Genomic DNA, 23,593 nt, shown 5'->3' with positions numbered 1-23,593 from the left:
GACTAGAAACGGCGTAATGAAAAGAGTGGTGCCCCGGAGACGATTTGAACGTCCGACCTGCCGCTTAGGAGGCGGCTGCTCTATCCAACTGAGCTACCGGAGCATGGCATTGAGTTTGCGAAGCGGCGCCATTGTAAAAAGTTTTGCCACATAATCCAAGGCAAAGGGAGAGAGAGTGGTGGAATCGCCTGATATATGTCAGGCGATTCCCGCCTTATCAGGCTTCCGCGATACAGTGGGAACTGGCGGAACTGGTGGTGGAACCGGCGCTGGTATACAACTGGGGGGCAGCAACCTGGCCACGTAACAGGTTAAGCAGCTGACCGAGGGTCTGCTTGGAGCGACCGATCATCTTGCCGTTAATTTCATTGAGCGATTTGCACTGGGCAAACTCCGCCATCAGGGTGCGCCAGCTTTCCAGCAGGTCACGGGTAGCCGCATTCTGCCCCAGGAAGATTTCCCATTGTTCGGGCGATGCTTTAAAACCGGCTGCCTTCAACAGGCTCGCGCGCTGTTTGGCATTGAGCCCAAGGGTTTCAAGTAGCTGATCTTTGCGTTCGATGATGGCCGGCAGTTCGCTGTGATCGCGCTGTTCAAGAAGCTCGCGTTCGCGCAGTAACAAGGATTTCAATTCGCCGATTGCCGCGCTGTCTTGGGCAATCATGTTATGCAGGCTGTGCGGATGGAGTGTGGACATAGTCACCTCTGCGTTTATTAAAAACCTCGCAAACCGACCGGGAGGACAGGCTCGCAGGGCCTTGCTACTGCATCATCTCAACCGCTGAACGACATCGTGTCTTGTCAGGTGGAATGATCAGATGCGCCATTGACCATCGCTGCCGGTTGGGGGCGGCAGCAACGGCCCTTAACCTAACAGGTCGTCTTGCTTTAACAGGTTTTCGGCAATGCGTTCGACGTTGATTTCAAACCGACCGCTGGCGATTGCCAGCTTTAACGCCGCGACACGTTCAACATCCACGTCAGGGGACTGACTGATGTTGGCCTGCAAGCGATTGAGACGTTGTGCCTCCTGACTCAACACGACGTTCTCCTTATTGGCTGCTGTTTCAGCCGGCGCGGCAGCAGTTTTACCGGTAGACGGTGCTACGGGTGTGGTGCCACGGCCGCGAGTGCTGGACGCGCTTCCGGGAGTAAGGTTGTTGTTTGTGTCGATAACCATGGTGTTTCCCCAACTGAGTTAATGGCTGTAGCTGATAACGCAAAGGCGGGTAAGCCCGCGTGGAGTGTGCCTGAGTTTCGGCGTCCTCGCCAAAGAAACAGGACTCCTGTGTCAGCTATCGGCCTGATTTACAGGAACTTTAATGATATTCCTGCATAAATTTGATCTCGTGCACATTTCGTGTAAATCAACCGATTAAATCGATGTTCTTACCTTGCCAGCACTCACCACTTCGGCACTGACAATCCGCTCAGACTGGCTGTTGCGAACCCGAATACGCTGACCGATCCGCCCATTGGCCATCGCGATACCGGTGGAATTCACAGCAATGGTGCCAGCTTGCATTTCAATATGAACGGCGTCGCCGCGCTTGATGACCAAAGGCGCTTCCAGGATCGAACCGCGAAATGCCTCGCCGGTATTCATCGGACGCTGCAACTCCTGACCGATAATGCTTTCGCGCCGCGCCAGATAGCCTTGCCGAAGCTGGCTGACATTCACCACGTCAATCTGGATGTCGCGTTCGCTGATTACATCGCCGCGCATCAGGGGGCGGCTCGCCACCGCGAGGGGACGAAACAGCGACACCTGGGCCGGCACATAAATAGACCAGCTCTGGGTGGCTTCGCAGCGGGTTTGTACTGTCAGGTTGCCGCCACTGTTGCTCGGGTCATTCAAGGTCATGGTTAAAGGCTGGGTGCAAGCCGCCAACACCAAACGCGGATCGAGGTTGCCGACCGTAATGTCGACCCGCTCAACGTCCTGCTGCCGGTAGTGGTCTTGCAAGAAGATTTTAACTTGTTGCTGCAGGTCGCCCAGGTCTTGTCTGGCCGGATTCGCCTGGCTGGGCTGCAGCGTCAAGAAAACCACGCCGGCCACTGCCAGTAGCCGTTTCAGGAGCCCACCAACCAGATAAAAACTACGAATTCCCATAATTTGTCCTATCCTCATAGGTGGATGCGGCGCAAATGCCCACATTCGTTTGCCGCTACGGCAATCATCCACTAAAGAGTGACGGTTTTTAGCCGCTATAGCGCTTACTGTTGAATTAAAGCAAAGACTGTGCCGCCGGCAGATCACCGTGGCGGTGTTTTGTATAACCCGGCTCTTGGCTGAGCTTACATAGATAAAGAGGTATTACATGGCCGGAGTAATGGATAGCGTCAACCAACGCACCCAGTTGGTGGGGCAGAATCGCCTGGAGCTCCTGTTGTTTAGGTTGGGTGGCCAACAGATGTACGGGATCAACGTCTTTAAAGTGAAAGAGGTCCTGCAATGTCCCCCGCTCAATGCGATACCCGGCCGCAGTGCTGTCGTGCGCGGCGTGGCCCATATCCGTGGCGGCACCTTGCCGATCATGGATATGAACCTGGCTATCGGTCGGCGCGCTTTGCCGGATATTGCCAATTGTTTTGTGATCATCACGGAATACAATCGCACCGCCCAGGGTTTCCTGGTGAGTTCGGTGGAGCGTATCGTCAACATGAACTGGGGCGATATCCATCCGCCACCCAAAGGTGCCGGTAAAGAACATTATCTGACAGCGGTAACCCAGGTGGATGGCCAGCTGGTTGAGATTATTGATGTAGAAAAAATCCTCGCCGAGGTTTCACCTCCGCGCGAAGAGATCAGCGCCGGTGTGGTGGAAAGTGGTATTGCTGAACGCGCTGTAGAAAAGCACGTACTGATTGTGGACGATTCATCCATTGCGCGGAAACAGATTCAACGGGTCATTGAATCCATGGGCATCAAAACCACCCTCAAAAAAGACGGTCTCGAAGCCTTCAACTACCTCAAGGATTTAATCGCTGCTGGTAAAAATCCTTACGACGAACTGGTGTTGATTATTTGTGATATTGAAATGCCGGAGATGGACGGCTACACCTTTACCGCCGAGGTGCGCAACAATCCGGATCTTAAAAAACTTCATATCATCCTGCACACATCGTTAAGCGGTGTATTTAACGAAGCCATGGTGAAAAAAGTCGGCGCAGATGACTTCCTGGCAAAATTCCACCCCGATGAACTGGCGCGTCGTGTCAACGACCACTTGATGAAAACCACCGGAGAAAACCTGTTGGATAAAAAAGAGTAGGTGATATCACGGGGAGTTAATACTCAAAAAAACAGCGAGGTGTTGTGGGAAGAAGCCATCTCATAACAACAGTGAAAAGTCAGATGGTTTTGTGATTGATGTATGAAAAAAGATTTCGGGAATAAATCACCGGAGACCAGGATTGGCTCAGGGTTGTCAGGTACAACATCGACCCCCAGTGTTACAGGAACCGCCGTGTCAGCACATCGTGATAATTTTGATCAGGCAGAATTCGATCTTTTCAGGCAATTCCTGCAGGATGCTTGCGGCATTGCGCTGGGCGATAACAAACAGTACCTCGTCTCCAACCGCATCCGGCGTTTGCTGGAAGAGCACAAACTGCATTCATTCAGCGATCTGGTGCGGGCCTTAAAACAAAACACCAATCGCAAATTGCGCGATCAAGTTATCGACGCCATGACCACCAACGAAACCTTCTGGTTTCGCGACATTTATCCCTACGAACATTTACGCACGCAACTGCTGCCGCAGCTGATGGGTGGTAACAATAAAATGTTCGGCCCGATCCGCATCTGGTCTGCCGCGTGTTCGTCCGGCCAGGAACCTTATTCGATCAGCATGATGGTAGAGGAATATCGCCGCCAGAATATGGGCGCCTTGCCGCGCCCGGTACAAATTGTGGCGACGGATGTATCGGCGACGATTCTGGATCAGGCGCGCAAGGCGGAATACGATCGCTTGTCGGTGTTGCGCGGTCTTTCGGATGAACGTTTGCAGCGGTATTTTGATAAGGCGTCGGATAACGTGTGGCGGGTTAAGCCGTTGGTGCGTGAACGGGTTGAGTTTAAAGCGTGGAATCTGATGGATTCGTATGCGATGTTGGGTAAATTCGATATCGTGTTTTGCCGGAATGTGTTGATTTATTTTAATGCGGAGTTGAAGCGGCAGATTTTGCAGAAGATCCATGCGTCGTTGAAGCCGAAGGGGATTTTATTTTTGGGGTCTTCGGAGGGGTTGGCGGGGGCGGCGGATTTGTTTGAGATGGTGCGGTGTGAGCCTGGGATTTTGTATCGGGCTGTTTAGTGATTTTGTTAGTAGGTGGGCAGGGATCACGGAGTCAGGTGCGAGACACGCCGTGAATACTTCCCTGTAGGCTCAACACCCTGATGCCTACGCGCTCCCGGCGCTTCGGCAAACTTCCCACATCCATGTGGGTCGTCCATGCGGGTGATGGTCTCGCACCTGACTCCGTGATCCCTGCTGTGCCATCTGAAATATACGGATTCTCTTCTTTTTAAATTATCAATAAATGTGCACTGGTAGAGTCAGTTGCATTTATCACAGCTGAAACATTTCTCGCTTCATCCTCTGAGTAGCCTTCTGCAACAACTAAAAGAAGTTCTATCGAATTAAAACCTTTAAAACCACAAAGCCAATCGTTTGGCATTGAAGGGGTTGGGGAGCAGCTTGCAAGACCATCACCGACAGGATGTCGGTGCTGAGCCCCCATGGACGACCCACATGGATGTGGGAAGTGTCCCGAAGCGCCGGGAGCGCGTAGGGGCCGGGTTCACGGCGTGTCTTGCAAGCTGCTCCCCAACCCCTTTCTCATTTCCCACCGACACCCCAAGAAAAGCGGAAAAATCTTGCCGCTTTTCCTTTGCCGCTTCTCCCCTTGCCGGTTTCTACTGCCGCATTGCCACCTAATCATTCAGACTAATATCTATAAAAATCAATAAGTTAATGTAAATGTTGGCCTTTGGCATACCCCTTGCTTTAACACACGCAAGAGTAAAACCTTTAAGAAACGCCGGAGCCACTTATGTCCATATCCTTCGAATCAGCACTCGGAATCCACGAAAGCGCACTGCGAGTGCGTGGTCAGCGGGCATCGGTGCTGGCGGATAACCTGGCCAATGTCGATACCCCCAACTACAAAGCCCGCGACCTCGACTTTAAAACCATGCTCGCAGGCAAGATGGAGCAGACGGGGCGGTTCAATATGCAAACCACTGACGCCGGTCATATCGGCGGTGCGGGCATGGCGTTGGACGACAGCAACATGATGTACCGCGTACCCAACCAGCCATCCATCGACGGGAATACCGTGGAAGACCAGATTGAGCATGCCGAATACATGAAAAATGCCTTGGCATTCCAGGCAAGTTTCACCTTTTTGAACAGCAAATTTAAAGGGCTGACCTCCGCCATCCGTGGTGAGTAATCGGCCGGTTTATTAAACGAATTGATTGGAAAACGTTGGAGTTAACTATGGCACTCGGACATATCTTCGACATCGCTGGCTCAGGTATGAACGCGCAAAGTCTGCGCCTGAATACCACCGCCAGTAACCTGGCTAATGCCCAGTCGGCCAGCTCCAGCGCGGACGAGGTGTATCGCAATCGCCAGCCGGTGTTTGCCGCTATCCAGCGTCAGGCCATGGCAGCAATGAAAAGCGGCAACGGTTTTGATAACGGCTTTGCCGCACCCGATGATGTGGGTGCCGGTGTGCAAGTGATGGGTGTGGTGGAGAGTGATGCACCCTTACAGCGTCGTTACGAACCGGATCATCCCAAAGCGGATGAAGAAGGTTATGTGTTTTACCCCAACGTGAATCCGGTGGAAGAGATGACCAATATGATCTCCGCATCGCGCTCGTTTCAAATGAACGTCGAGGTCATGAACTCGGCCAAGCAAATGGTTCAACGTGTGTTGACCCTGGGTCAGTAAGGAGCGGCAGCGATGAGTCAGGTCAATAACAACACCACCGGCAATGTGTTGAGTAATTTGAATATCAACAACCAGCCGAAGGAAACCAAAAGCAACGAGTTGGGCCAGACGGCGTTTCTCGAACTGATGATCACCCAGCTGAATAATCAGGACCCGCTAAGTCCGCAGGACAATACCGAATTTGTTGCGCAGTTGGCGCAGTTCAGCTCAGTGGAAGGTCTGGAACGGCTCAACACCAATTTCGATAATTTCAGCTCCAGCTTTATGTCCAACCAGGCGTTACAAGCATCTTCATTGGTGGGCCGTTCAGTGACGGTACCGGCGGAGACGGCGCGTTTGACCGCTGGCGGGATTGTTTCTGGCAGTGTGGACCTCGCGGCGGCGACCGGGGATATGAAGATCAGTGTCTACGATAGCGAAGGTGAGTTAGTGGCCAATATTCCTGTCGGTGGAATGCCAGCCGGCGAAGTGTCGTTCCGCTGGGACGGCCAGTTTATGGAAGTCAACGGCGAGCTGTTGACCTGGACAGCGGGTGAAGAACCCTTGCCCGTCGGTGAGTACACCTTTGAGGTCTACGCGACCCAGGACGGTAAAGCCGAGCAACTGGAGACAGCACTCAGCGCTAACGTCAACAGCGTGACTCTGGGGACGGATGGCGTGATCACCCTGAACCTCGCGGGCCTCGGTCCAGTGGCTATCGGTGACGTTAAACAATTTAACTAATGCGCGGCAGGCTGGCGACACCCTTCCCGGACAGCCGATGCAGCAAAAAACAGCAACGTATTTAATAACCGTTATTGAAATACTGGTGGCGATATCCAGCCACCAGCGACTCACGTACCCAGGAGCACATCATGTCTTTTAACACCGCGCTGAGTGGCATTCGTGCCTCGAACACTGACCTGCAGGTGACCGGTAACAATATTGCCAACGCTGGCACTATCGGTTTCAAATCATCGCGGGTGGAGTTTGGTGATTTGTATTCCGCCAGTATCCTGGGTAGCGGCGGCAACACGCCGGGCAGCGGTGTGAGCTTACAGATGATTCGCCAGGACTTCGGTAACGGCAACCCGAAGCTGACCGAGCGTGACCTGGACCTGGCGGTTAACGGTTCCGGCTTTTTTGTGTTGAGTGACCAGGGCGAACGACTCTTTACCCGTGCCGGTGCCTTTGGCCTGGACGACGAGGGGTATGTCGTCAGTGCTACCGGCTCGTATTTGCAGGGCTTTTCCGCCAATGCGGAAGGCAATATCAGCGGTATCCTCGGTAATTTGCGGGTTGATGTGAATACCCAGGCACCGCGCCAAACCACCGGTGTTGAGTCAGCGTTCAACCTTGATTCCAACGAAACCGTTCTGGAAACCGTGGGCAGCAGTTTTGCTACCGATGGTGCGGCAGTGGGCGTTACCCAGGTAGGTTTACAGGATGCGACCACTACCACCACTAACCTGGGTGCGGTAGCCACACCGGTGGACTTCGCCGCGACGCCGACCACCTTTGATATTACGCTGGCAGGCTCAACACCGGCGTCTGGCAACGGTACTGTATCGATTAACCTGAATGCGTCTACCGCCAACTCTGTGCAGGACATTGTTAACCTGATCAACAGCGCTATCTTCAGCGCGGCTACGCCGATCAATGTGCAAGCGGTAGCTAATGGCGGCAATATAGAGTTTCGTGACCTGACCGAAGGCGCTTCATCAACCATCTCGCTGGCGAACGTGACCGGCGGCAATGCTTTGTCGACTGCTTTAAATGGTGCTGGCCCTTCCGTTGCCGGTATCCCCGCAGCAACCAACGGCTATTTATCGCAAACCCTGGAGATCGAAGGTCCTACCGGCGCGACCGTGACCTTTACCAGTGATGCCGGCGCATCTGCCGCCCAAACGGCTTCCGAGCTAAATGCGTTGGCCGGTGTAACCGCGACGGCGCGGACCAATGCAACACTTTATGCAACCAACTTTGATAACAGCAACGGCAACCTCACCTTGAATGGCATTGCACTGAATGCGAATAACCTGGCTGCCCTGGCGAATGAAATTAATGGGCTGACCACGTCAACGCTGCCGGGCATCAGCGCTACCGTGAATACCGCCGGGGATCTGGAGATTGTCTCTGCCGTGGGTACTGACCTGCGCTTTGCTTTTGAAGGGCCATTACCGGCCGGTCAGGCTGATATTCAGGGCCGCGCAGGTACCGGTTTGCAAACCATCAATAACGTCAACGACGCCGCCGTGATCGGGGGCAATATCACCATTGTGATGGAAGAAGGCTACGCTGTAGCTGACAGCCTGCCGGCGGTAGGTAACCTGTTTGCACCGCTGACACCAGCCAGTTTTACCGATGTGCCGATCAATGCCTTTGATCCTACGGATCAAAACACCTACAACCATGCGACCTCCAACCCGGTGTTCGACAGCCTCGGCAACCCGCACATCATGAGCCAGTATTTCGTGAAGCAGCCTTATGATCCGGCTGATCCCTCCACCTCGCCGAACCATTGGGTGATGTATGTGCAGATCGATGGCCAGAATGTGGGTGACCCTGACCCCACCTTGCCGTCGCCGGAAAATACACTGCCAACCATGGCCGGCTTCAACGTGCATTTCAATGCCGATGGCACCCTGAACACCACGCTCACCGACAGTATGTTGATTTCTAACTGGACCCCGCTGGGTGAGGACGGCGAACCCAATGGTGCATTGGCGCCGCTGAATGTCTTGCAAGGGGGAACAACGCCGGTGGTTGAGCCGCCGTCCAGCTCCAACTTCGAGATCGACCTGGCCGGTTCAACTCAGTTCGGCAATGATTTTGCGGTGGACGACTACGACCAGAATGGCTATGCCACCGGTCGTCTGGCGGGTCTGGATGTGGGCTCTACCGGGATTATCTTCGCCCGTTTTACTAACGGTGAAGCTCAGGTACTGGGACAGGTTGCTCTGGCAAATTTCAACAACATTGAAGGCTTGAAACCGGTCGGCAACACCATGTGGGCGCAGACCTTTGAAACCGGTGAAGCGGTCATCGGGGCTCCGGGTTCATCTTCGCTGGGCAACATTACGGCGGGTGCGCTGGAAGAGTCTAACGTTGATCTGTCGGAAGAGCTGGTGAATCTGATCATCGCCCAGCGGAATTTCCAGGCCAACGCTAAAACCATTGAAACAGCCAATGCCACCACCCAGACCATCATTAACTTGAGGTAATAGGGTGTCGACACCACCACCGGCAATAGCGGCAAACGAGCGGCAGCAGTTTGCCGCTCTGTTATTTTCTTTTTAGACCCGCCAGCGTTACTCCTTCCTCTCACGCTTCTTCTTTCCATATTTCTATTTAAAAATCAGCAGGTTAGCGACTTTATCAACAGCCGCAACAACTTGGCACCGCTCTTGCAAAACCCTGTTTATCCACAAAACTGCCAAAAAATTAACGGCCAGAGGATTTACAGATGGACAAGGCGTTATACATCGCAATGACCGGGGCCAAGCACAACATGATGGCGCAGACGGTCCATGCCAATAACCTCGCCAACCTCAATACCACCGGTTTTCGTTCGGACTTCGCCCAGGCGCGCAGCATGGCGGTGTACTACGGCGAAGGCCAACCGACCCGCGCTTACGCGCTGACCGAATCACCTGCCACTGATTTCCAGCAAGGGCCTTTGATCAACACCGGTAACGAAATGGATCTGGCCCTCAGCGGCCCCGGTTTTATTGCGGTTCAGGCGCCGGATGGTACCGAAGCCTATACCCGTGCTGGCAACCTCAGCATTGATGCCAATGGTGTGTTGCGTACCAGCAACGGCCTGGCGGTGCTGGGTAACGGCGGCCCGATTACCTTTCCACCGCTGGAAAAACTCGAAATCGGTGGCGACGGCACCTTATCCATAGTGGCGCAAGGGCAGGGCCCGGAAGCCATGGTGGAGATCAATCGTATTCGTCTGGTGAATCCAGACCTGCAAAACATCGAGAAAGGCGAAGACGGTTTATTCCGTCAACGCGACGGCTTGCCTGCACCGGTAGCCGCTGAGGTGCGTGTGTTGGGTGGCTTTCTCGAAGGCAGCAACGTAAACGCCGTGAGCGCCTTCACCGATATCCTCACCTTGTCTCGTCAATACGAGATGCAAGTGAAATTCATGAAAACCGTAGAAGAAAATTCCAGTGCTTCGGCACGCCTGTTGCAAATGTCCTGATAGGCATAACAGCGGAAAATGTTTTCCGCTTTTTAATCACATTTTTTAAATCCTGCTTCGGCGGGGTGAACCAGAGAGAGAAACACTATGCACGCCGCACTCTACGTCAGTAAAACCGGGTTGGCCGCACAGGATAAACAACTCACCACCATTTCCAATAACCTGGCGAATGTGGGCACGGTCGGTTTTAAACGCGATCGCGCTGTGTTTGAAGACTTGATGTATCAGGTCCAACGGCAACCGGGTGCACAAACGACGCAAGACACTGAGCTGCCATCCGGTTTGCAATTGGGTACCGGTGTGCGCGTCGTGGCAACGCAAAAACAATTTACTGAAGGCAGTTTGCAAGTGACTGAGCAACCGCTGGATGTTGCTATCGACGGTCGCGGTTTCCTGCAAATCCTGATGCCTGACGGCACACTCGCTTATACCCGTAATGGCCAACTGCAAATTAACGGTGAAGGCCAGTTAGTGAATAACGAGGGTATGCTGGTTGAGCCGGCGATCAATATTCCTGAAGGCACCAATCACGTCACCATCAGTACAGACGGTATCGTCAGTGCGTTTAGGGACGGCGAAGTAGAGCCACAACAGATCGGCGATATCTTGCTGGTGGATTTTATTAACCCCACGGGTTTGCAAGCTATCGGTGGCAATCTGTTTCGCGAGACGGTAGCCAGCGGTAACCCGCAACAAGGTGCACCCGGTGAAAACGGTATGGGGCGCTTGTTGCAGGGCACGCTGGAAAATTCCAACGTGGATATCGTGGAAGAAATGGTGAACATGATCACCACCCAGCGTGCCTATGAAATGAATTCCAAGGTCGTGTCAGCAGCCGACCAGATGTTGCAATACATTACCCAGACGCTTTAATCACGGAGCTAACTTCACCATGAAACGCATCAGCGAATCTCTTACAAATCTGGCAGTACGCGGTAAAAGTATTGCGCTGATCGTGGTCGGTGCAATGGGTTTGTCGGCTTGTATGACCAACGACAAACCGGCGCCGGGTGATCCTTATTATGCACCGTCGGTTTCGCAGGCAGCCACCTTGCCACAGCGCACTGAAGGTTCGTTGTTCCAGGAACGTTATGGATTGTCGTTGTTTGATGATCGCAAAGCCTTGAACGTCGGTGACATCATCACCATCACGCTGACTGAGCGCACCGTCTCGCGTAAAACCTCCGGTGTCAATGTCAGCAAGGAAAGCGACACCACGTTTAATGCTGGCCCCTTATTTGGTAATAACCCGGCGTTTAAAGGGTCGACGCTGGAAACGGCGTTACAACAAAACCGCGAATTCAATGGCGATGCCGGTGCCGATCAAAGTAACAGCTTGCAAGGCAATATCACTGTGACTGTCGCAGAAGTTTTACCGAACGGCAATCTCGTGGTGCGCGGTGAAAAATGGATGACGTTGAATCGCGGTGATGAATTTATTCGCATCAGCGGCATTGTGCGTCCCGATGATATTTCACCAAACAATACGGTGGTATCGACTCGTCTGGCGAATGCACAAATTTCTTACAGCGGTACCGGCACACTGGCAGACTCGCAATCCATGGGTTGGTTGGCGCGCTTCTTTAACAGCGAATACTGGCCCTTTTAACGGAGCGGAAACATCATGTGGCGTTGCCTGATTATCATCTTAATAAGTTTGCCGCTGAGCGCGCACGCTGAACGCATCAAGGATCTCACATCCGTTGCCGGCGTTCGTGCCAACCAATTAATTGGTTACGGTCTGGTTGTAGGCCTTGACGGCACCGGTGACCAAACCACGCAATCACCTTTTACCGTGCAATCGTTTAACAGCATGTTGAAGCAATTCGGTATTACCGTACCGGAAGGCACGCGTATGCAGATGAAAAACGTCGCGGCGGTAATGGTGCAGGCAGAATTGCCCGCCTTTGCCAAACCGGGCCAAACCCTGGATGTCACGGTGTCATCGATCAGTAACGCCAAAAGTTTGCGCGGCGGCAGCTTGTTGATGTCCGGCCTCAAAGGGCTGGATGGCAAAGTCTACGCCGTTGCTCAAGGTAACCTCGTGGTCGGTGGTTTTGGTGCGACAGGTAACGACGGCTCCAATATTAAAGTGAATATTCAAAGCACCGGCCGCATTCCCAGCGGCGCGATTGTTGAGCGCATGGTGGATACCAATTTCGCGGCCGGCCAGCCGATTATTTTTAATTTGCACCGCGCCGATTTCACCACGGCGACTCGCGTTGCCAAAAGTATTAACGATTTACTCGGGCCGGAAACCGCGCGCCCGCTGGATGCCGTTTCTATCATGGTAGATGCACCAGTGAATCCGGCGCACCGCGTGGATTTTTTGGCGATGCTGGAAAATCTCGATGTGAAACCCGGCGAAGAAGCGGCCAAAGTCATTATTAATTCGCGCACCGGCACCATCGTTGTCGGACAGAACGTACGCGTGTCACCAGTTGCGGTAACCCACGGCAGTTTGACCGTCTCTGTTTCGGAAAGTCTGACAGTGAGCCAGCCTAATGAATTTGGCCAGGGCCAAACCGTAGTCGTGCCCAACAGCCGTGTTGAGGTGACGGAAGAAACCAATCCCATGTTCAAGTTTGCGCCGGGTGCGTCACTGGAAGATATTGTTAAATCCGTGAATACCGTGGGTGCGTCACCAGCGGATTTGATGGCAATCCTGGAAGCGCTTAAACAATCCGGCGCGCTGAAAGCAGAATTGGTGGTGATCTGATGATTCCCGTCGACAATAAAAATCAGCTACAAGCCGCGCAGGATTCATTTCTGAATAACCAGGCGTTGAATAACATTAAACATCTGGGGCGCGATGATGATCCCAAGGCGTTGAAAGAAGTAGCGAAAAAATTTGAAGCGATTTTTGTGCAACAAATGTTGAAGACCATGCGTTCCTCCAATGAAGTATTTGCGGAAGGCAGCTATTTCAATAGCAGTGAAACGCAATTTCACCAGGATATGCTCGATCAACAAATGTCTCTGGAGTTGACCAGCGGGCGCGGCCTGGGTTTAGCCGATGCACTCTATGCGCAAATGCAACGCGCTTACGGTGATCAGCAGCGTCCTTTGCCGACCAACAAAGGTTATGAGCTTGATCCAGCCGGTGATGTAGCGCCGGTTAAACAATTATCTGACGTGCTTCAAGGGCAACAGTTAATGAGTGCGTTTGCCGAGGATGCGCCGGGCAATAATCCTGCACCCGTGAATAACAACCTTGATGCCTCCATGCTGGCTTTCGCGCAAGCTCAACGCGCCATGGCGATGGCCAAACGTACAACGTCGGATACCTCGGTAACGGGTGATAAAAACGGCGTAGCCAATTCACCGGCAGAATTTATTAACACCTTGAAGCCTTATGCTGAAAAAGCGGCGCAAGCATTAAATGTGAATGCGGATGTCCTGCTGGCCCAGGCTGCGCTGGAAACCGGTTGGGGTAAACATGTGATTCACACGCAATCCGGTGCCAACAGTTTTAACCTGTTTAACATCAAAGCGGATGAGCGTTGGCAGGGTGCGAGCGTGAATGTCAGCACACTGGAATACCGGCAGGGTATAGCGAAGCAGGAACGCGCCGATTTCCGTCGTTACGATAATTACGCCGAGAGTTTTGCGGACTACGTGAATTTCCTGCAAGCCAATCCGCGTTACCGTCAGGCACTGGAAGCCGGTGTGGATTCTTCAGTTTATGCTGAGGCATTGCAGGATGCAGGTTATGCGACTGATCCGGCTTATGCCGAGAAAATTAAATCCCTGCTGGACAGCGATCCGATTCGCGCTGCTACAGCAACGCTGGCCACTGTGGCCAGTACGACTGACGAAACCTAAGGAAGTTAACCATGTCCGGTTTACTGTCTACTGCCGTCTCCGGTTTGCAAGCCAGCCAGAATGCGCTGCGCACCGCAGGCCATAATATTTCCAATGCCAACACGGCAGGTTTCAGTCGCCAACAGGTTAACTATGTTACGCGCCCGGAATATGGCATAGGCGCCGCCGGTTATTTGGGTAACGGTGTTACGACGGAATCTATCGAGCGGGTGGTCAACGAATTTACCATTACTCAATTGCGCCTGGATACTTCCGCGTTTCATCAGCTGGATAAGTACAACACCAACATTGGCCAGGTGGATAAATTATTTGCCGATGAAGGCACGGGGTTGTCTGGTTCATTACAGAATTTCTTTGCTGCTTTGCAAAACGGTGCTGACGATCCTTCATCCATTCCGGCACGCCAGCTGGTGATCAGCCAAGCTGAAAGCCTGAGTGCACGTTTTAATAATTTGCATACGCGTCTCAAGTCCATTGAGTCAGGTGTCAATCAGGAAATTAAAGCCGTTACCGCGCAGATGACGGCGCTCGCGCAAAACATTGCGAATTTAAATCAGGCTATCAACGATAAGGGCGCGGGCGGGCAGGGTTCGCCTAATGATTTGCTGGATCAGCGCGACGAAGCTTTACGCAAATTATCTGAACTGACTTCCATTCAAATCGTTAAACAAAACGACGGCAATGTGAACGTATTTATTGGCAACGGCCAACCCCTGGTTGTAGGCCAGAAAGTCAGCCAATTTGACGTGCGCGACGGCGGCCAGATTTATTTGACCAATGGTGTACAGACGGCTAACGTGACCGAACAGATTTCCGGTGGCCAATTGGGTGGACTCTTGCAATTTCGCGAAGAGGTCCTGAACCCGGCCATGAATGAATTGGGTCGAGTGGCTGTTGTCCTGGCCGATCAATTTAACCAGCTCCAGCAACAAGGTCTGGATATGGATGGTGATTATGGCCAATTATTATTTGGCGATATCAACACCCAGGAAGCCATGGCCGATCGCATCAAGCATGGGCGCAATGCCTTGCCCGATGATCGCCGTTTGTCGTTATCCATTGATAATCCTGCGTTGTTAACCAACAGCGATTACAGTTTTCAAATTGTACCTAACACCAACAACTACATTGTTACCCGCGCAACGGATGACAAGATCGTCAGTCAGGGAATGTTAACCGGCGCTTATCCGCTGGAAATTTCGTTTGATGGGTTAACCTTGAATCTGGAGGCCGGCAGTTTTCAGGGGGGCGACACTTTTACCTTGCAACCCACTGTCAACGGTGCTCGCGATATTAAAACCCAACTGACACGTCCGGAAGATCTGGCCTTTGCCGTTGCAGTACGCACCGGCACGTCGTCTGGCAATACCGGCAGCGGTGTGATCAGCAGCGGTGAAGTGCTGGGCCTGGTGGACAGCAATGGCAATACCTTGCCGGCATTTGCTACAGCGGGTCAGTTATCGCCGCCCATCATTATTCGTTTTACCTCAGCCACCACTTACGACGTGTTGGACAATTCTGATCCGGCGAATCCGAAACACTTAAATCCACCGATGCGCGACCAGGTATTTATTCCCGGTGTCGATAACCCGGTATTTTCCACCGACGTGGGTGAGACGCGTATCATCGGTGATGGTGCAAGAACCGGTTTGCCTGCCGGACGCACACCGGCGAGCTTGCCCATCGGTAGTCTGGTGGGGCAGGTGAATGCTTACCCGGCAGAACAATATACATTTGTTACGACCAATCCCACGACGGGTTCTGTATCGTCGCAAGTGGTGACGACGCAAGCCAATGCTTCCGCTGCACAAACGGCTGCCATGCTGAGCAATATTTCAGGCGTGTCAGCGAATGCGATCACAACGGCCGCCATCAGCGATATCAACATCAATGATTTTTCGGCGCCCGTACAAATTTCTGTTAACGGTGTGGATTTATTGCAGTACACCGCTGGCGCGCCGGATATCAGTATTCCCGATCCGACGGTGCCGGGAAACCTGGCTGCATTTAATGATTACCTTGCCGAACAAATTAATGGCAACGCCGACTTAGCGTCGCTGGGTATTCGTGCAGTCAGCGGCAGTAACCCCATTACCGGCGCGCCGGAATTGCAGATGGTGGCATCATCGGGTGTGAATCTTGATGTTCGTTTTACCGCAACTACCGCCGGCAATTCCATCGGTGTGCACGACAGCAACGGCAATCCGACGGTTACCTTGACGGAATCCACCGCTGGTAATCAGAGCGCGATTACCGTGGGTGGTCGCGTCGATATCACCATGGCCGATGGTGTGGAGTTAAGAACCTCGCCCACCAACAGTCAATTATTGGGTGACAGTACCGCCGCCGATTTTGCGCAATCGTCTTATCTGGGGTATCAGGTCACGCTGAAAGGCCAGCCGCAGGCGGGAGATACCTTCACCATCGATTTCAACAGCAATGCGAGTAACGACAACCGCAACGCCTTGCGTTTTGTTGAACTGGAAACCAAAGGCACGATTGAAAACGGCGCGTTAAGTTTATCGGGTGGTTACAGTCGTTTGGTGGAAACCGTGGGTACGAAAAGTAATTTATCTTCCATCAATACGTCAGCCAGTAAAAGTTTGCTGGAGCAAACACAGACGATGCGTGACAGTGTGTCCGGCGTAAACCTCGACGAAGAGGCGGCGGATTTGATCAAGTTTGAACAAATGTATAACGCGAACGCGCGGGTTATTTCAGTGGCACGGGATCTGTTCGATACCCTGCTGAATTCGGTTTAATGTTGAAGAGCTGGATGGCTAATTATCATGCGTGTATCCACATCTCAAATTTATAACATCGCCAACATTGGTATGGCGAAAGCCCAGGCGGCGGTGACGCGTACCGATGAGCAGATTACATCGGGCAAACGGTTATTGTCGCCCGCCGATGATCCGGTGGCGGCGACCACTATTTTGCAGATCACGCAGGAACTGAGTCGCATCGAGCAATTCAATAAAAATATTACGATCGCAGAAAATAATCTGAACCTGGAAGAGGTCGCGCTGGATTCGGTTACCAATTTAATTCACCGCATGAAAGAAATTGCGGTAGCTGCCGGTAACACCGCTGTGTTAACACCGGATGATTACGAAGCCTATGCAACGGAAATCGACAGCCGCATTAAAGAATTACTCAACCTGCAAAACACGCGCAGTTCCAGCGGCCAATATATCTTTGCCGGTTATCAGGGCGGCACCCAACCTTTTACCAGTGATGGCGGCGGTAATTATTCGTATCACGGCGATGAAGGACAGCTGCGTTTGCAAGCATCCAGTACCGTGAACGTGGCGGTGAGTGATTCGGGCAAGCGGATATTTATGGATATCCCCAGCGGCCACAATACCATCACCACCTCGGCAAACCCGGCTAACCGCGCCGTACCGGCGGCCACAGTTAGTGTGGGCCAGGTCGTTGACCAGGAAGTGTTTGATGAATTATTTCCGGAAGACATGGTAATTACGTTTAATGCCACGTCCGCCGTAATCCCGGCCGCCGATAACTACACCATCACCGAGCGTCACAGTGGCCGCGTGTTGGTCGCCAATGCGGTGTACACACCGGGTCAGGACATTGAAGTGGAAGGTGTTAGCCTGCAAATTTCCGGCGCACCCATGCCGCCGACGGCAGCGAGTTTACCCTTTGCATTCAATGCCGCTGCTGCACCGATTGACTTTGCCACCAACCCCACGACCGTTACGGTGTCGGTTGGCGGAAGAACGGAAACCCTGGATTTAAATGTTGCGGTAAACAACGCAACCGATTTTGCTAACGCACTGACCGCCGGCCCCAACGCGGCCAAATTGGCTAACCTTGGATTGACTGTCACTCCAGCGGGAATTGTCTCTGCGAATGGCATGAACGTGACGCTGCGCGGCGGCAATGCTGACGTGGATAACGCAACAGGCCTGACCACCAGCACCGGTGTTACATCAACAAATGGCCGCCCCGGTGATTCGTTTTTTGTTGAGTCCACCAACAAACAACCTTTGATTACCACCTTGTCCCGCTTCAGCCAGGCGATGAAAAATATCGACAACACGGAAGAGGGCAAGGCGCAATTTAAAGAGATGGTGGATAAAACCCTGGTGAATTTAAATTTTGCCTTAACCAATATTACCTCGGTTCATGGCGAAGTGGGTGCGCGGTTAAATACCCTGGAAAGCTCGAAGGATTTAAATCTGGACTCAAATGTGCATAACGAAAAAGTGTTGAATGATTTACAGAGTCTTGATTATGCAGAAGCTTCCACGCGCTTGCAGATGGAAACTTTTGTGTTGAGCGCTGCGCAGCAAAGCTTTGTTAAAGTCAGCCAGTTGACCTTGTTCAGTTATTTGTAAGGCCTAATCCACATGCCCGCCATCCTCGCACCTCTGGAAGGCTTCCTCGCTCAAACCCAATCCCTATTGGCGTTGGCGCAAGCCGACAACTGGGAAACCTTCGAAACCCAAATGGCAGAGCGCCAGGCCAGCTTGCCAGCGTTAGGCGAAAGCCAATTCCTTATCGCCATTACCCAGGCGGGATTGGTCGATGAAGCCAAATCTTTAATCCAGGCCATCCAGTCCATCGACCAACAAATCGTTGCGGTGGCAGAAAACAGCAAAGCGAAGATCAGCGAACAACTGCGTCAATCCATCAAAGCCACCAAAGCGGTGGTGGCCTACAAAGGCCTTTGATATTGTCGAATTACGCTCCACTAATCCGACCTACGCGACGGATCTCAAATCAACCCCCTTTCTTATAACCGGAAATCGGTAAATCGACTTTTTTACGCCAATTGATACGCCGAACGCCGCCATTTCTCGCCCAAATCACCCCCAAGCGAATTTTTTACCACTTCCTAATTGATTGATTTAAAAGGCTTTTTAAATTTTCAATCGCCAATTCACGATTTTGTTAAAAATCTTCTAAAGCTCTGCCGAAGCCGGACGATAACCTTTTCAGAAGACCTGGTGTGACTGTTCTCAGGCTTCACCAACAGACTGGTCGCAGCAACTCGCAAAAAGACTGTGAACAGAACCAAAATTTTAGGAGATTGATCATGGCTTTAGTAATTAGCACCAACGTTGCATCTATCAACGCCCAACGTCAGTTGATGAACTCTGGCAACGCCCTGGACCGCGCTACCGAGCGTTTATCTTCCGGTAACCGTATTAACTCTGCCAAAGACGACGCCGCCGGCCTCGCGATTGGTAACCGCATGACTTCACAGGTTCGTGGTCTGGACCGCGCCATCAGCAACGCTAACGATGGTGTGTCCATGATTCAAACCGCAGAAGGTGCGCTGCAAGAATCTACCAACATCCTGCAACGTATGCGTGAACTGTCTGTTCAGTCTGCGAACGGAATCTACAACGATGCTGACCGCCAAACCCTGAACGCTGAAGTTCAGCAGTTGAAATCAGAATTGGATCGTATTGCCCAAACCACATCCTTCAATGGTCGCGCACTGTTGGACGGTTCTCTCGGTACTACCAGCCTGCAAGTAGGTGCTCTGCAAAACCAGACTATCGATGTGAAAATCGGCTCTTTCAGCACTAACTCTCTGGGCGGTTCTGCCGGTGACGTAGTGGGTGAGTCTGCTACTGGTTTGGCTGCATTGAACGCTTTCACTGCCGCTGATGCCGATACCACTTTGTATGTAAACGACGTTGCCCTGAGCAGCCTGGCTGATGCGGATGCCGGTGCAACCCTGAACGAAAAATTGGCTTCTATTAATGCTGACCTGGATGGCAAAGGCGCTACGGCTTCTGCGCTGGTTTCTTCACAAGGTAACAGCATTGGTAGCGGTGTGTTGATTGCTGGTACTGATACCCTGACTCTCGCAGTGGTTGACGGCGACGGCAACAGCCAGTCATACGTTATCAGCGGCACCAACAATATGGGTGAGTTGGTTGACAAGATTAACAACACTACTGGTATCAGTGCTTCCTTGAGCGAAGACGGCAATCTGGTTCTGAGTCAGGAAAGTGTTGTATCCATCACCGTAACCGGTAGTGGTACCGCTGCTCTGGATGCTGCCGGTTTTGATGGTGCTGAAACTGATGGTAACTTCCGCTTGACCTTTACTGACACCAGCTCTGATGGCCGTGGTGTAAAAATCGAAGGCGCGGATGATGCTGCTGCCTCTGCTGCCATGATGACCAACGTAGCTGCTTTAGGCCTGGATATTTCTGATGACCAAGGCAATCTGCAAGGCGCCACTATCACCAACTTCGCCGCTGATTTGAATAAGGGTGACCTGGTGATTAATGGTGTAGAAATCGGTGCGGTTGATGCTGGTGCTGACGCTGGTGAAAAACGCGATAACCTGATTGAAGCGATCAACAAAGTGAGCAGCCTGACTGGTGTAATCGCCTTCGCTGGCGACGCGGCAGACTCAATTGCTTTGGGTTCTACTACTGGCGACCTGAGCGTGAAATACGGTGACAACGCTGCAGCCACCATGTACGCCGAAACAGGTATTCAGGAGCGCAACTCTGCTTCAGGTGCAGGTTCAGTAGCTGGTATTAATATCTCCACTGCTGCCGGTGCTCAAAAAGCGATTGGCATCATCGACGATGCGATTGACCAAGTGAGTGCGACCCGCGCGGATCTCGGTGCTGTTAACAACCGTCTGGACTTCACCGTATCCAACCTGGCGAACATCTCTGAGAAAACTTCAGCCGCTCGTTCACGTATCAACGACGCTGACTTTGCTCAGGAAACTGCTAACCTGAGCCGCTCGCAAGTACTGCAACAAGCAGCAACAGCGATGTTGGCCCAGTCCAACGCCAGACCGCAACAAGTATTGTCACTGTTGCAATAAGGCCGATAGATTTCGCCGGGGCAACCCGGCGAATTTATCACTTTGAGGAATACGCACATGAGTGAAGTCACGAGAGCAGAAGCCAAGCTATTTCCCGTTGCTACTGTGTTGGCTCCATCATCTGCAGGGTCCAGGGATGTTGGCGGCAAGACCTTGCCGCCGCAAGCTCCAGATGTTGCCGCTAAACCGGATGTGGTTGTACCGGAAGCGGAAATCAAACCTGATGTAAACGCCGATATCAGCAAAAGGGTTCAGGCGGCTGTGGCACAAATGAATGAGTATATTCAGTCAACACAGCGCGATTTACATTTCAGTTACGATCCGGAAGCGGGTGAAACCGTGATAAGAGTTCTGGACCGTGCGACCCAGGATGTGATTCGCCAGATCCCCGATGAGATTTTTCTAAAATTGGCGCAAGGCTTTGATTCAGAAGGAAATTTACATCTGTTTAGCGCGCAGGCCTAGCAGGTAAAAACGCGATACCTGATTGTGTTTAGCGATAAAAAAGGCGCATCGAAAGATGCGCCTTTTTTATTTTCCTCGCTTCAAAACCGGCAAAAAGTCCCCTTCATTTTTTCGACATTCCCAGCGGCAATTGCTGCAAAAATTTCCACCGATTATTTCGTTGGCACAGTCTGTGCAAAAAGGCACTCAGGCACCATGTAAAAATCCTGAAGGTGTTGACCATGTTGTTATCGGTCAGTAATGCACAGGGTTTGCCAGAAGTCTGTTGACAAGTTTACAGGCTTCGTCAATCGACTTGTCCCGGAGAGTAAATCCTCTGAGCAGGAATAATCACTAGGAGATTTATTATGTCTTTAGTCATTAACACAAACGTCGCGTCGATCAATTCGCAACGCCAGTTGATGAACTCCGGGAACGCCCTGGATCGTTCTACTGAGCGCTTGGCGTCTGGTCAACGCATTAACTCCGCGAAAGACGACGCAGCAGGTCTTGCCATTTCCAACCGCATGACTTCACAAGTTCGCGGTTTGAACCAGGCAGTGCGCAACGCAAACGACGGTGTTTCCCTTGTGCAAACTGCCGAGGGTGCATTGCAGGAAGTGACCAACATTTTGCAGCGTATGCGCGAACTTTCTATTCAATCAGCGAACGGTATTTACTCCGATGCTGACCGCAATACGTTGAACGCAGAAGTGCAGCAATTAAAACTGGAATTGAATCGTATTGCCGAGACAACCTCTTTTAATGGCCAGCCATTGTTGGACGGTTCTTTAGGCAACACGACCTTGCAAGTAGGTTCTGAAGCGAACCAGACCATTGATATCAACATTGCTTCTTTCAGTACCTCGTCATTGGGCGGCTCTTCCGGTGATATCGTGGGTGAGGCAACCACAGCTGGCCTGGCTTCTTTAACGGCATTGGCAGGTGGCGATGAGCTTATCGTCAACGGTACGGCGATCAGCGATTTAAGCCCGGCAACCACCTTGAATGAAGCCCTGGCAATCATTAATAGTGACCTCGATGGCAAGGGTGCTGAAGCTGCATCGCTGGTGCAGATTACATCTGACAATACCGGCTCGGGTATTCTGCGTCCCGGTACAGATACGCTGACCCTGACCAAGGTTGACGGTGACGGCAACTCGCAAGTGTATGTGCTCACCGGCACTAACAGCATGAAAGAACTGGTTGCAAAAATTAACGAAGAAACCGGCATCGAAGCCACGTTGAATGAAAGCGGCAAGTTAGTGTTGACGGCGGCGGGCGCTACGTCGATTACCGTCGCTGACAACACGACCAACAATGCTGCAACCGGGTTGGATGATGTTACCAACGGTGGTCTTACCAACTTCTCATTGGTTTTCAATGACACCAGCGTTGAGAAACGCGGCGTGACCATTGAAACCGGAGCGGGTATTGCCGCAGGTGAGATGGCAGCTTTGGGTATCGACGCCCAAGACGCGGACGGAAACCTGGTGAGTTCATCTATCACTGCCGTGACAGCGGATGGCACACTCGCAGAAGGCGACCTGATTATCAATGGCATTGAAATCGGTGCGATTAATGGCGGTGCGGCTGTGGGTGATACCACGACGGAAGCCATTCGTGTCATCAACGAAGCATCCTCACAAACGGGTGTGGTTGCGTTCTTATCGGGTACTGATCAGATTGCTTTGCGTTCAGCCAGTGGTGGTGAGATTTCCATCAAATATGGCGCAACAGCTGCTGCTGCAGATGTTCTCGCCTTTACCGGCTTGCAAGAGCGTAATGCGACTGAAGGTGTGGGTTCTGTTGCCAGTATTGATATCTCCACTGCCGACGGCGCACAACGCGCTATTGCGATCATCGACAAGGGTATCGACCAGGTGAGCGCAACGCGCGCTGATCTAGGTGCGGTTAACAACCGTCTGGACTTTACTGTGTCGAACTTGTCGAACGTATCAGAGAAGACATCTGCCGCCCGTTCGCGGATTGTGGATGCTGACTTTGCTGCCGAGACCGCAGACCTGAGTCGTGCCCAGGTGTTACAACAGGCTGCTACCGCGATGCTGGCGCAATCCAACGCCAGACCTGAGCAGGTATTGCAGTTGCTGCAATAAGTGGGGATTACCACCGGGTTGTGGTGATGTAGCCCTGACCCGGTTGGTGGGATCGCGTCGGATTACGCTGCTGCGCAGCTAATCCGACCTACTGGTGTTCTCAACACCCGTAGGTCGCATTAGCCCCGAAAGGGGCGTAATCCGACACCACATTCCACCAACCCAACACAGCCGGCCAGTGAGAGAATATTTTCCAATTCGACTAAAGTTTGGGCAAGGTTTG

The 23,593-nt window shown here is 52.3% G+C and carries 20 protein-coding genes and 1 tRNA gene; 17 read left to right on the top strand and 4 right to left on the bottom strand.

What is annotated here, in order from left to right:
* Positions 1 to 26 precede the first annotated feature (26 nt).
* The 4 genes from CBR65_RS05355 to flgA form a co-directional block, all read right to left on the bottom strand.
* A tRNA-Arg gene (locus CBR65_RS05355) sits at positions 27 to 103 on the bottom strand.
* A gap of 114 nt (positions 104 to 217) precedes the next feature.
* On the bottom strand, positions 218 to 697 hold the full coding sequence (locus CBR65_RS05350; protein WP_087465901.1) for a flagella synthesis protein FlgN: 480 nt from the start codon (positions 695 to 697) through the stop codon (positions 218 to 220).
* 168 nt (positions 698 to 865) lie between these two features.
* Complete coding sequence (gene flgM / locus CBR65_RS05345) at positions 866 to 1,180, bottom strand: flagellar biosynthesis anti-sigma factor FlgM (protein ID WP_087465900.1); 315 nt, start codon at positions 1,178 to 1,180, stop codon at positions 866 to 868.
* Between the two features lie 195 nt (positions 1,181 to 1,375).
* Entirely contained in the window at positions 1,376 to 2,113 is a 738-nt protein-coding gene (flgA, locus tag CBR65_RS05340) for a flagellar basal body P-ring formation chaperone FlgA (protein WP_157671981.1), read from the bottom strand.
* Between the two features lie 208 nt (positions 2,114 to 2,321).
* On the opposite strand from flgA, the gene CBR65_RS05335 reads away from it, so the two are divergent.
* The 17 genes from CBR65_RS05335 to CBR65_RS05250 all read left to right on the top strand — a co-directional run bounded on the left by CBR65_RS05335 (position 2,322) and on the right by CBR65_RS05250 (position 23,370).
* Positions 2,322 to 3,275, top strand: coding sequence for a chemotaxis protein CheV (locus CBR65_RS05335; protein WP_087465898.1), 954 nt, complete (start codon positions 2,322 to 2,324; stop codon positions 3,273 to 3,275).
* A gap of 195 nt (positions 3,276 to 3,470) precedes the next feature.
* On the top strand, positions 3,471 to 4,319 hold the full coding sequence (locus CBR65_RS05330; RefSeq protein ID WP_232461359.1) for a protein-glutamate O-methyltransferase CheR: 849 nt from the start codon (positions 3,471 to 3,473) through the stop codon (positions 4,317 to 4,319).
* Between the two features lie 739 nt (positions 4,320 to 5,058).
* Positions 5,059 to 5,460, top strand: coding sequence for a flagellar basal body rod protein FlgB (gene flgB / locus CBR65_RS05325; protein ID WP_087465896.1), 402 nt, complete (start codon positions 5,059 to 5,061; stop codon positions 5,458 to 5,460).
* A gap of 47 nt (positions 5,461 to 5,507) precedes the next feature.
* A complete protein-coding gene (flgC, locus tag CBR65_RS05320) occupies positions 5,508 to 5,966 on the top strand; it encodes a flagellar basal body rod protein FlgC (RefSeq protein ID WP_087465895.1) in 459 nt (152 codons plus the stop codon).
* A gap of 12 nt (positions 5,967 to 5,978) precedes the next feature.
* Positions 5,979 to 6,689 (top strand): flagellar hook assembly protein FlgD, encoded by a 711-nt coding sequence (locus tag CBR65_RS05315; protein ID WP_087465894.1) that lies wholly within the window; start codon positions 5,979 to 5,981, stop codon positions 6,687 to 6,689.
* Between the two features lie 131 nt (positions 6,690 to 6,820).
* Positions 6,821 to 9,169: a flagellar hook-basal body complex protein gene (locus CBR65_RS05310; protein ID WP_087465893.1), complete on the top strand. Its 2,349-nt coding sequence runs from the start codon at positions 6,821 to 6,823 to the stop codon at positions 9,167 to 9,169.
* 242 nt (positions 9,170 to 9,411) lie between these two features.
* The gene (gene flgF / locus CBR65_RS05305) at positions 9,412 to 10,155 is read left to right on the top strand and encodes a flagellar basal-body rod protein FlgF (protein WP_087465892.1); all 744 of its coding nucleotides are present in this window, start codon (positions 9,412 to 9,414) and stop codon (positions 10,153 to 10,155) included.
* An 87-nt stretch (positions 10,156 to 10,242) separates the two neighbouring features.
* Positions 10,243 to 11,028 (top strand): flagellar basal-body rod protein FlgG, encoded by a 786-nt coding sequence (gene flgG, locus CBR65_RS05300; RefSeq protein WP_087465891.1) that lies wholly within the window; start codon positions 10,243 to 10,245, stop codon positions 11,026 to 11,028.
* A 19-nt stretch (positions 11,029 to 11,047) separates the two neighbouring features.
* Positions 11,048 to 11,764, top strand: coding sequence for a flagellar basal body L-ring protein FlgH (flgH, locus tag CBR65_RS05295; RefSeq protein WP_087465890.1), 717 nt, complete (start codon positions 11,048 to 11,050; stop codon positions 11,762 to 11,764).
* A gap of 15 nt (positions 11,765 to 11,779) precedes the next feature.
* Entirely contained in the window at positions 11,780 to 12,874 is a 1,095-nt protein-coding gene (locus tag CBR65_RS05290) for a flagellar basal body P-ring protein FlgI (protein ID WP_087465889.1), read from the top strand.
* The gene (gene flgJ / locus CBR65_RS05285) at positions 12,874 to 13,980 is read left to right on the top strand and encodes a flagellar assembly peptidoglycan hydrolase FlgJ (protein WP_087465888.1); all 1,107 of its coding nucleotides are present in this window, start codon (positions 12,874 to 12,876) and stop codon (positions 13,978 to 13,980) included. The genes CBR65_RS05290 and flgJ overlap by 1 nt, the downstream gene beginning before the upstream one ends.
* An 11-nt stretch (positions 13,981 to 13,991) precedes the next feature.
* On the top strand, positions 13,992 to 16,742 hold the full coding sequence (flgK, locus tag CBR65_RS05280; protein WP_087465887.1) for a flagellar hook-associated protein FlgK: 2,751 nt from the start codon (positions 13,992 to 13,994) through the stop codon (positions 16,740 to 16,742).
* Between the two features lie 27 nt (positions 16,743 to 16,769).
* A complete protein-coding gene (gene flgL, locus CBR65_RS05275) occupies positions 16,770 to 18,341 on the top strand; it encodes a flagellar hook-associated protein FlgL (RefSeq protein WP_087465886.1) in 1,572 nt (523 codons plus the stop codon).
* 12 nt (positions 18,342 to 18,353) lie between these two features.
* Positions 18,354 to 18,677 (top strand): flagellar protein FliT, encoded by a 324-nt coding sequence (locus tag CBR65_RS05270; protein WP_087465885.1) that lies wholly within the window; start codon positions 18,354 to 18,356, stop codon positions 18,675 to 18,677.
* A gap of 365 nt (positions 18,678 to 19,042) precedes the next feature.
* Positions 19,043 to 20,809, top strand: a complete 1,767-nt coding sequence (locus tag CBR65_RS05265) for a flagellin (protein ID WP_087465884.1) — start codon at positions 19,043 to 19,045, stop codon at positions 20,807 to 20,809.
* Positions 20,810 to 20,866: 57 nt separating this feature from the next.
* Positions 20,867 to 21,274, top strand: coding sequence for a flagellar protein FlaG (locus CBR65_RS05260; protein WP_232461358.1), 408 nt, complete (start codon positions 20,867 to 20,869; stop codon positions 21,272 to 21,274).
* Between the two features lie 347 nt (positions 21,275 to 21,621).
* On the top strand, positions 21,622 to 23,370 hold the full coding sequence (locus CBR65_RS05250; RefSeq protein WP_087465882.1) for a flagellin: 1,749 nt from the start codon (positions 21,622 to 21,624) through the stop codon (positions 23,368 to 23,370).
* The last annotated feature ends 223 nt before the right edge of the window (positions 23,371 to 23,593 follow it).

It is taken from the genome of Cellvibrio sp. PSBB006 (assembly GCF_002162135.1).
Classification (GTDB): Bacteria; Pseudomonadota; Gammaproteobacteria; order Pseudomonadales; family Cellvibrionaceae; genus Cellvibrio.
Note: the sequence above shows the minus strand (reverse complement) of the source record. Positions and strands in the feature narration are given on the sequence as shown.

Bases quoted from the DNA above. Each gene is read 5' to 3' on its own strand.
- CBR65_RS05350 (WP_087465901.1), bottom strand. From the start codon at position 697: ATGTCCACACTCCATCCGCACAGCCTGCATAACATGATTGCCCAAGAC.
- flgM (WP_087465900.1), bottom strand. From the start codon at position 1,180: ATGGTTATCGACACAAACAACAACCTTACTCCCGGAAGCGCGTCCAGC.
- flgA (WP_157671981.1), bottom strand. From the start codon at position 2,113: ATGGGAATTCGTAGTTTTTATCTGGTTGGTGGGCTCCTGAAACGGCTA.
- CBR65_RS05335 (WP_087465898.1), top strand. From the start codon at position 2,322: ATGGCCGGAGTAATGGATAGCGTCAACCAACGCACCCAGTTGGTGGGG.
- flgB (WP_087465896.1), top strand. From the start codon at position 5,059: ATGTCCATATCCTTCGAATCAGCACTCGGAATCCACGAAAGCGCACTG.
- flgC (WP_087465895.1), top strand. From the start codon at position 5,508: ATGGCACTCGGACATATCTTCGACATCGCTGGCTCAGGTATGAACGCG.
- CBR65_RS05315 (WP_087465894.1), top strand. From the start codon at position 5,979: ATGAGTCAGGTCAATAACAACACCACCGGCAATGTGTTGAGTAATTTG.
- CBR65_RS05310 (WP_087465893.1), top strand. From the start codon at position 6,821: ATGTCTTTTAACACCGCGCTGAGTGGCATTCGTGCCTCGAACACTGAC.
- flgF (WP_087465892.1), top strand. From the start codon at position 9,412: ATGGACAAGGCGTTATACATCGCAATGACCGGGGCCAAGCACAACATG.
- flgG (WP_087465891.1), top strand. From the start codon at position 10,243: ATGCACGCCGCACTCTACGTCAGTAAAACCGGGTTGGCCGCACAGGAT.
- flgH (WP_087465890.1), top strand. From the start codon at position 11,048: ATGAAACGCATCAGCGAATCTCTTACAAATCTGGCAGTACGCGGTAAA.
- CBR65_RS05290 (WP_087465889.1), top strand. From the start codon at position 11,780: ATGTGGCGTTGCCTGATTATCATCTTAATAAGTTTGCCGCTGAGCGCG.
- flgJ (WP_087465888.1), top strand. From the start codon at position 12,874: ATGATTCCCGTCGACAATAAAAATCAGCTACAAGCCGCGCAGGATTCA.
- flgK (WP_087465887.1), top strand. From the start codon at position 13,992: ATGTCCGGTTTACTGTCTACTGCCGTCTCCGGTTTGCAAGCCAGCCAG.
- flgL (WP_087465886.1), top strand. From the start codon at position 16,770: ATGCGTGTATCCACATCTCAAATTTATAACATCGCCAACATTGGTATG.
- CBR65_RS05270 (WP_087465885.1), top strand. From the start codon at position 18,354: ATGCCCGCCATCCTCGCACCTCTGGAAGGCTTCCTCGCTCAAACCCAA.
- CBR65_RS05265 (WP_087465884.1), top strand. From the start codon at position 19,043: ATGGCTTTAGTAATTAGCACCAACGTTGCATCTATCAACGCCCAACGT.
- CBR65_RS05260 (WP_232461358.1), top strand. From the start codon at position 20,867: ATGAGTGAAGTCACGAGAGCAGAAGCCAAGCTATTTCCCGTTGCTACT.
- CBR65_RS05250 (WP_087465882.1), top strand. From the start codon at position 21,622: ATGTCTTTAGTCATTAACACAAACGTCGCGTCGATCAATTCGCAACGC.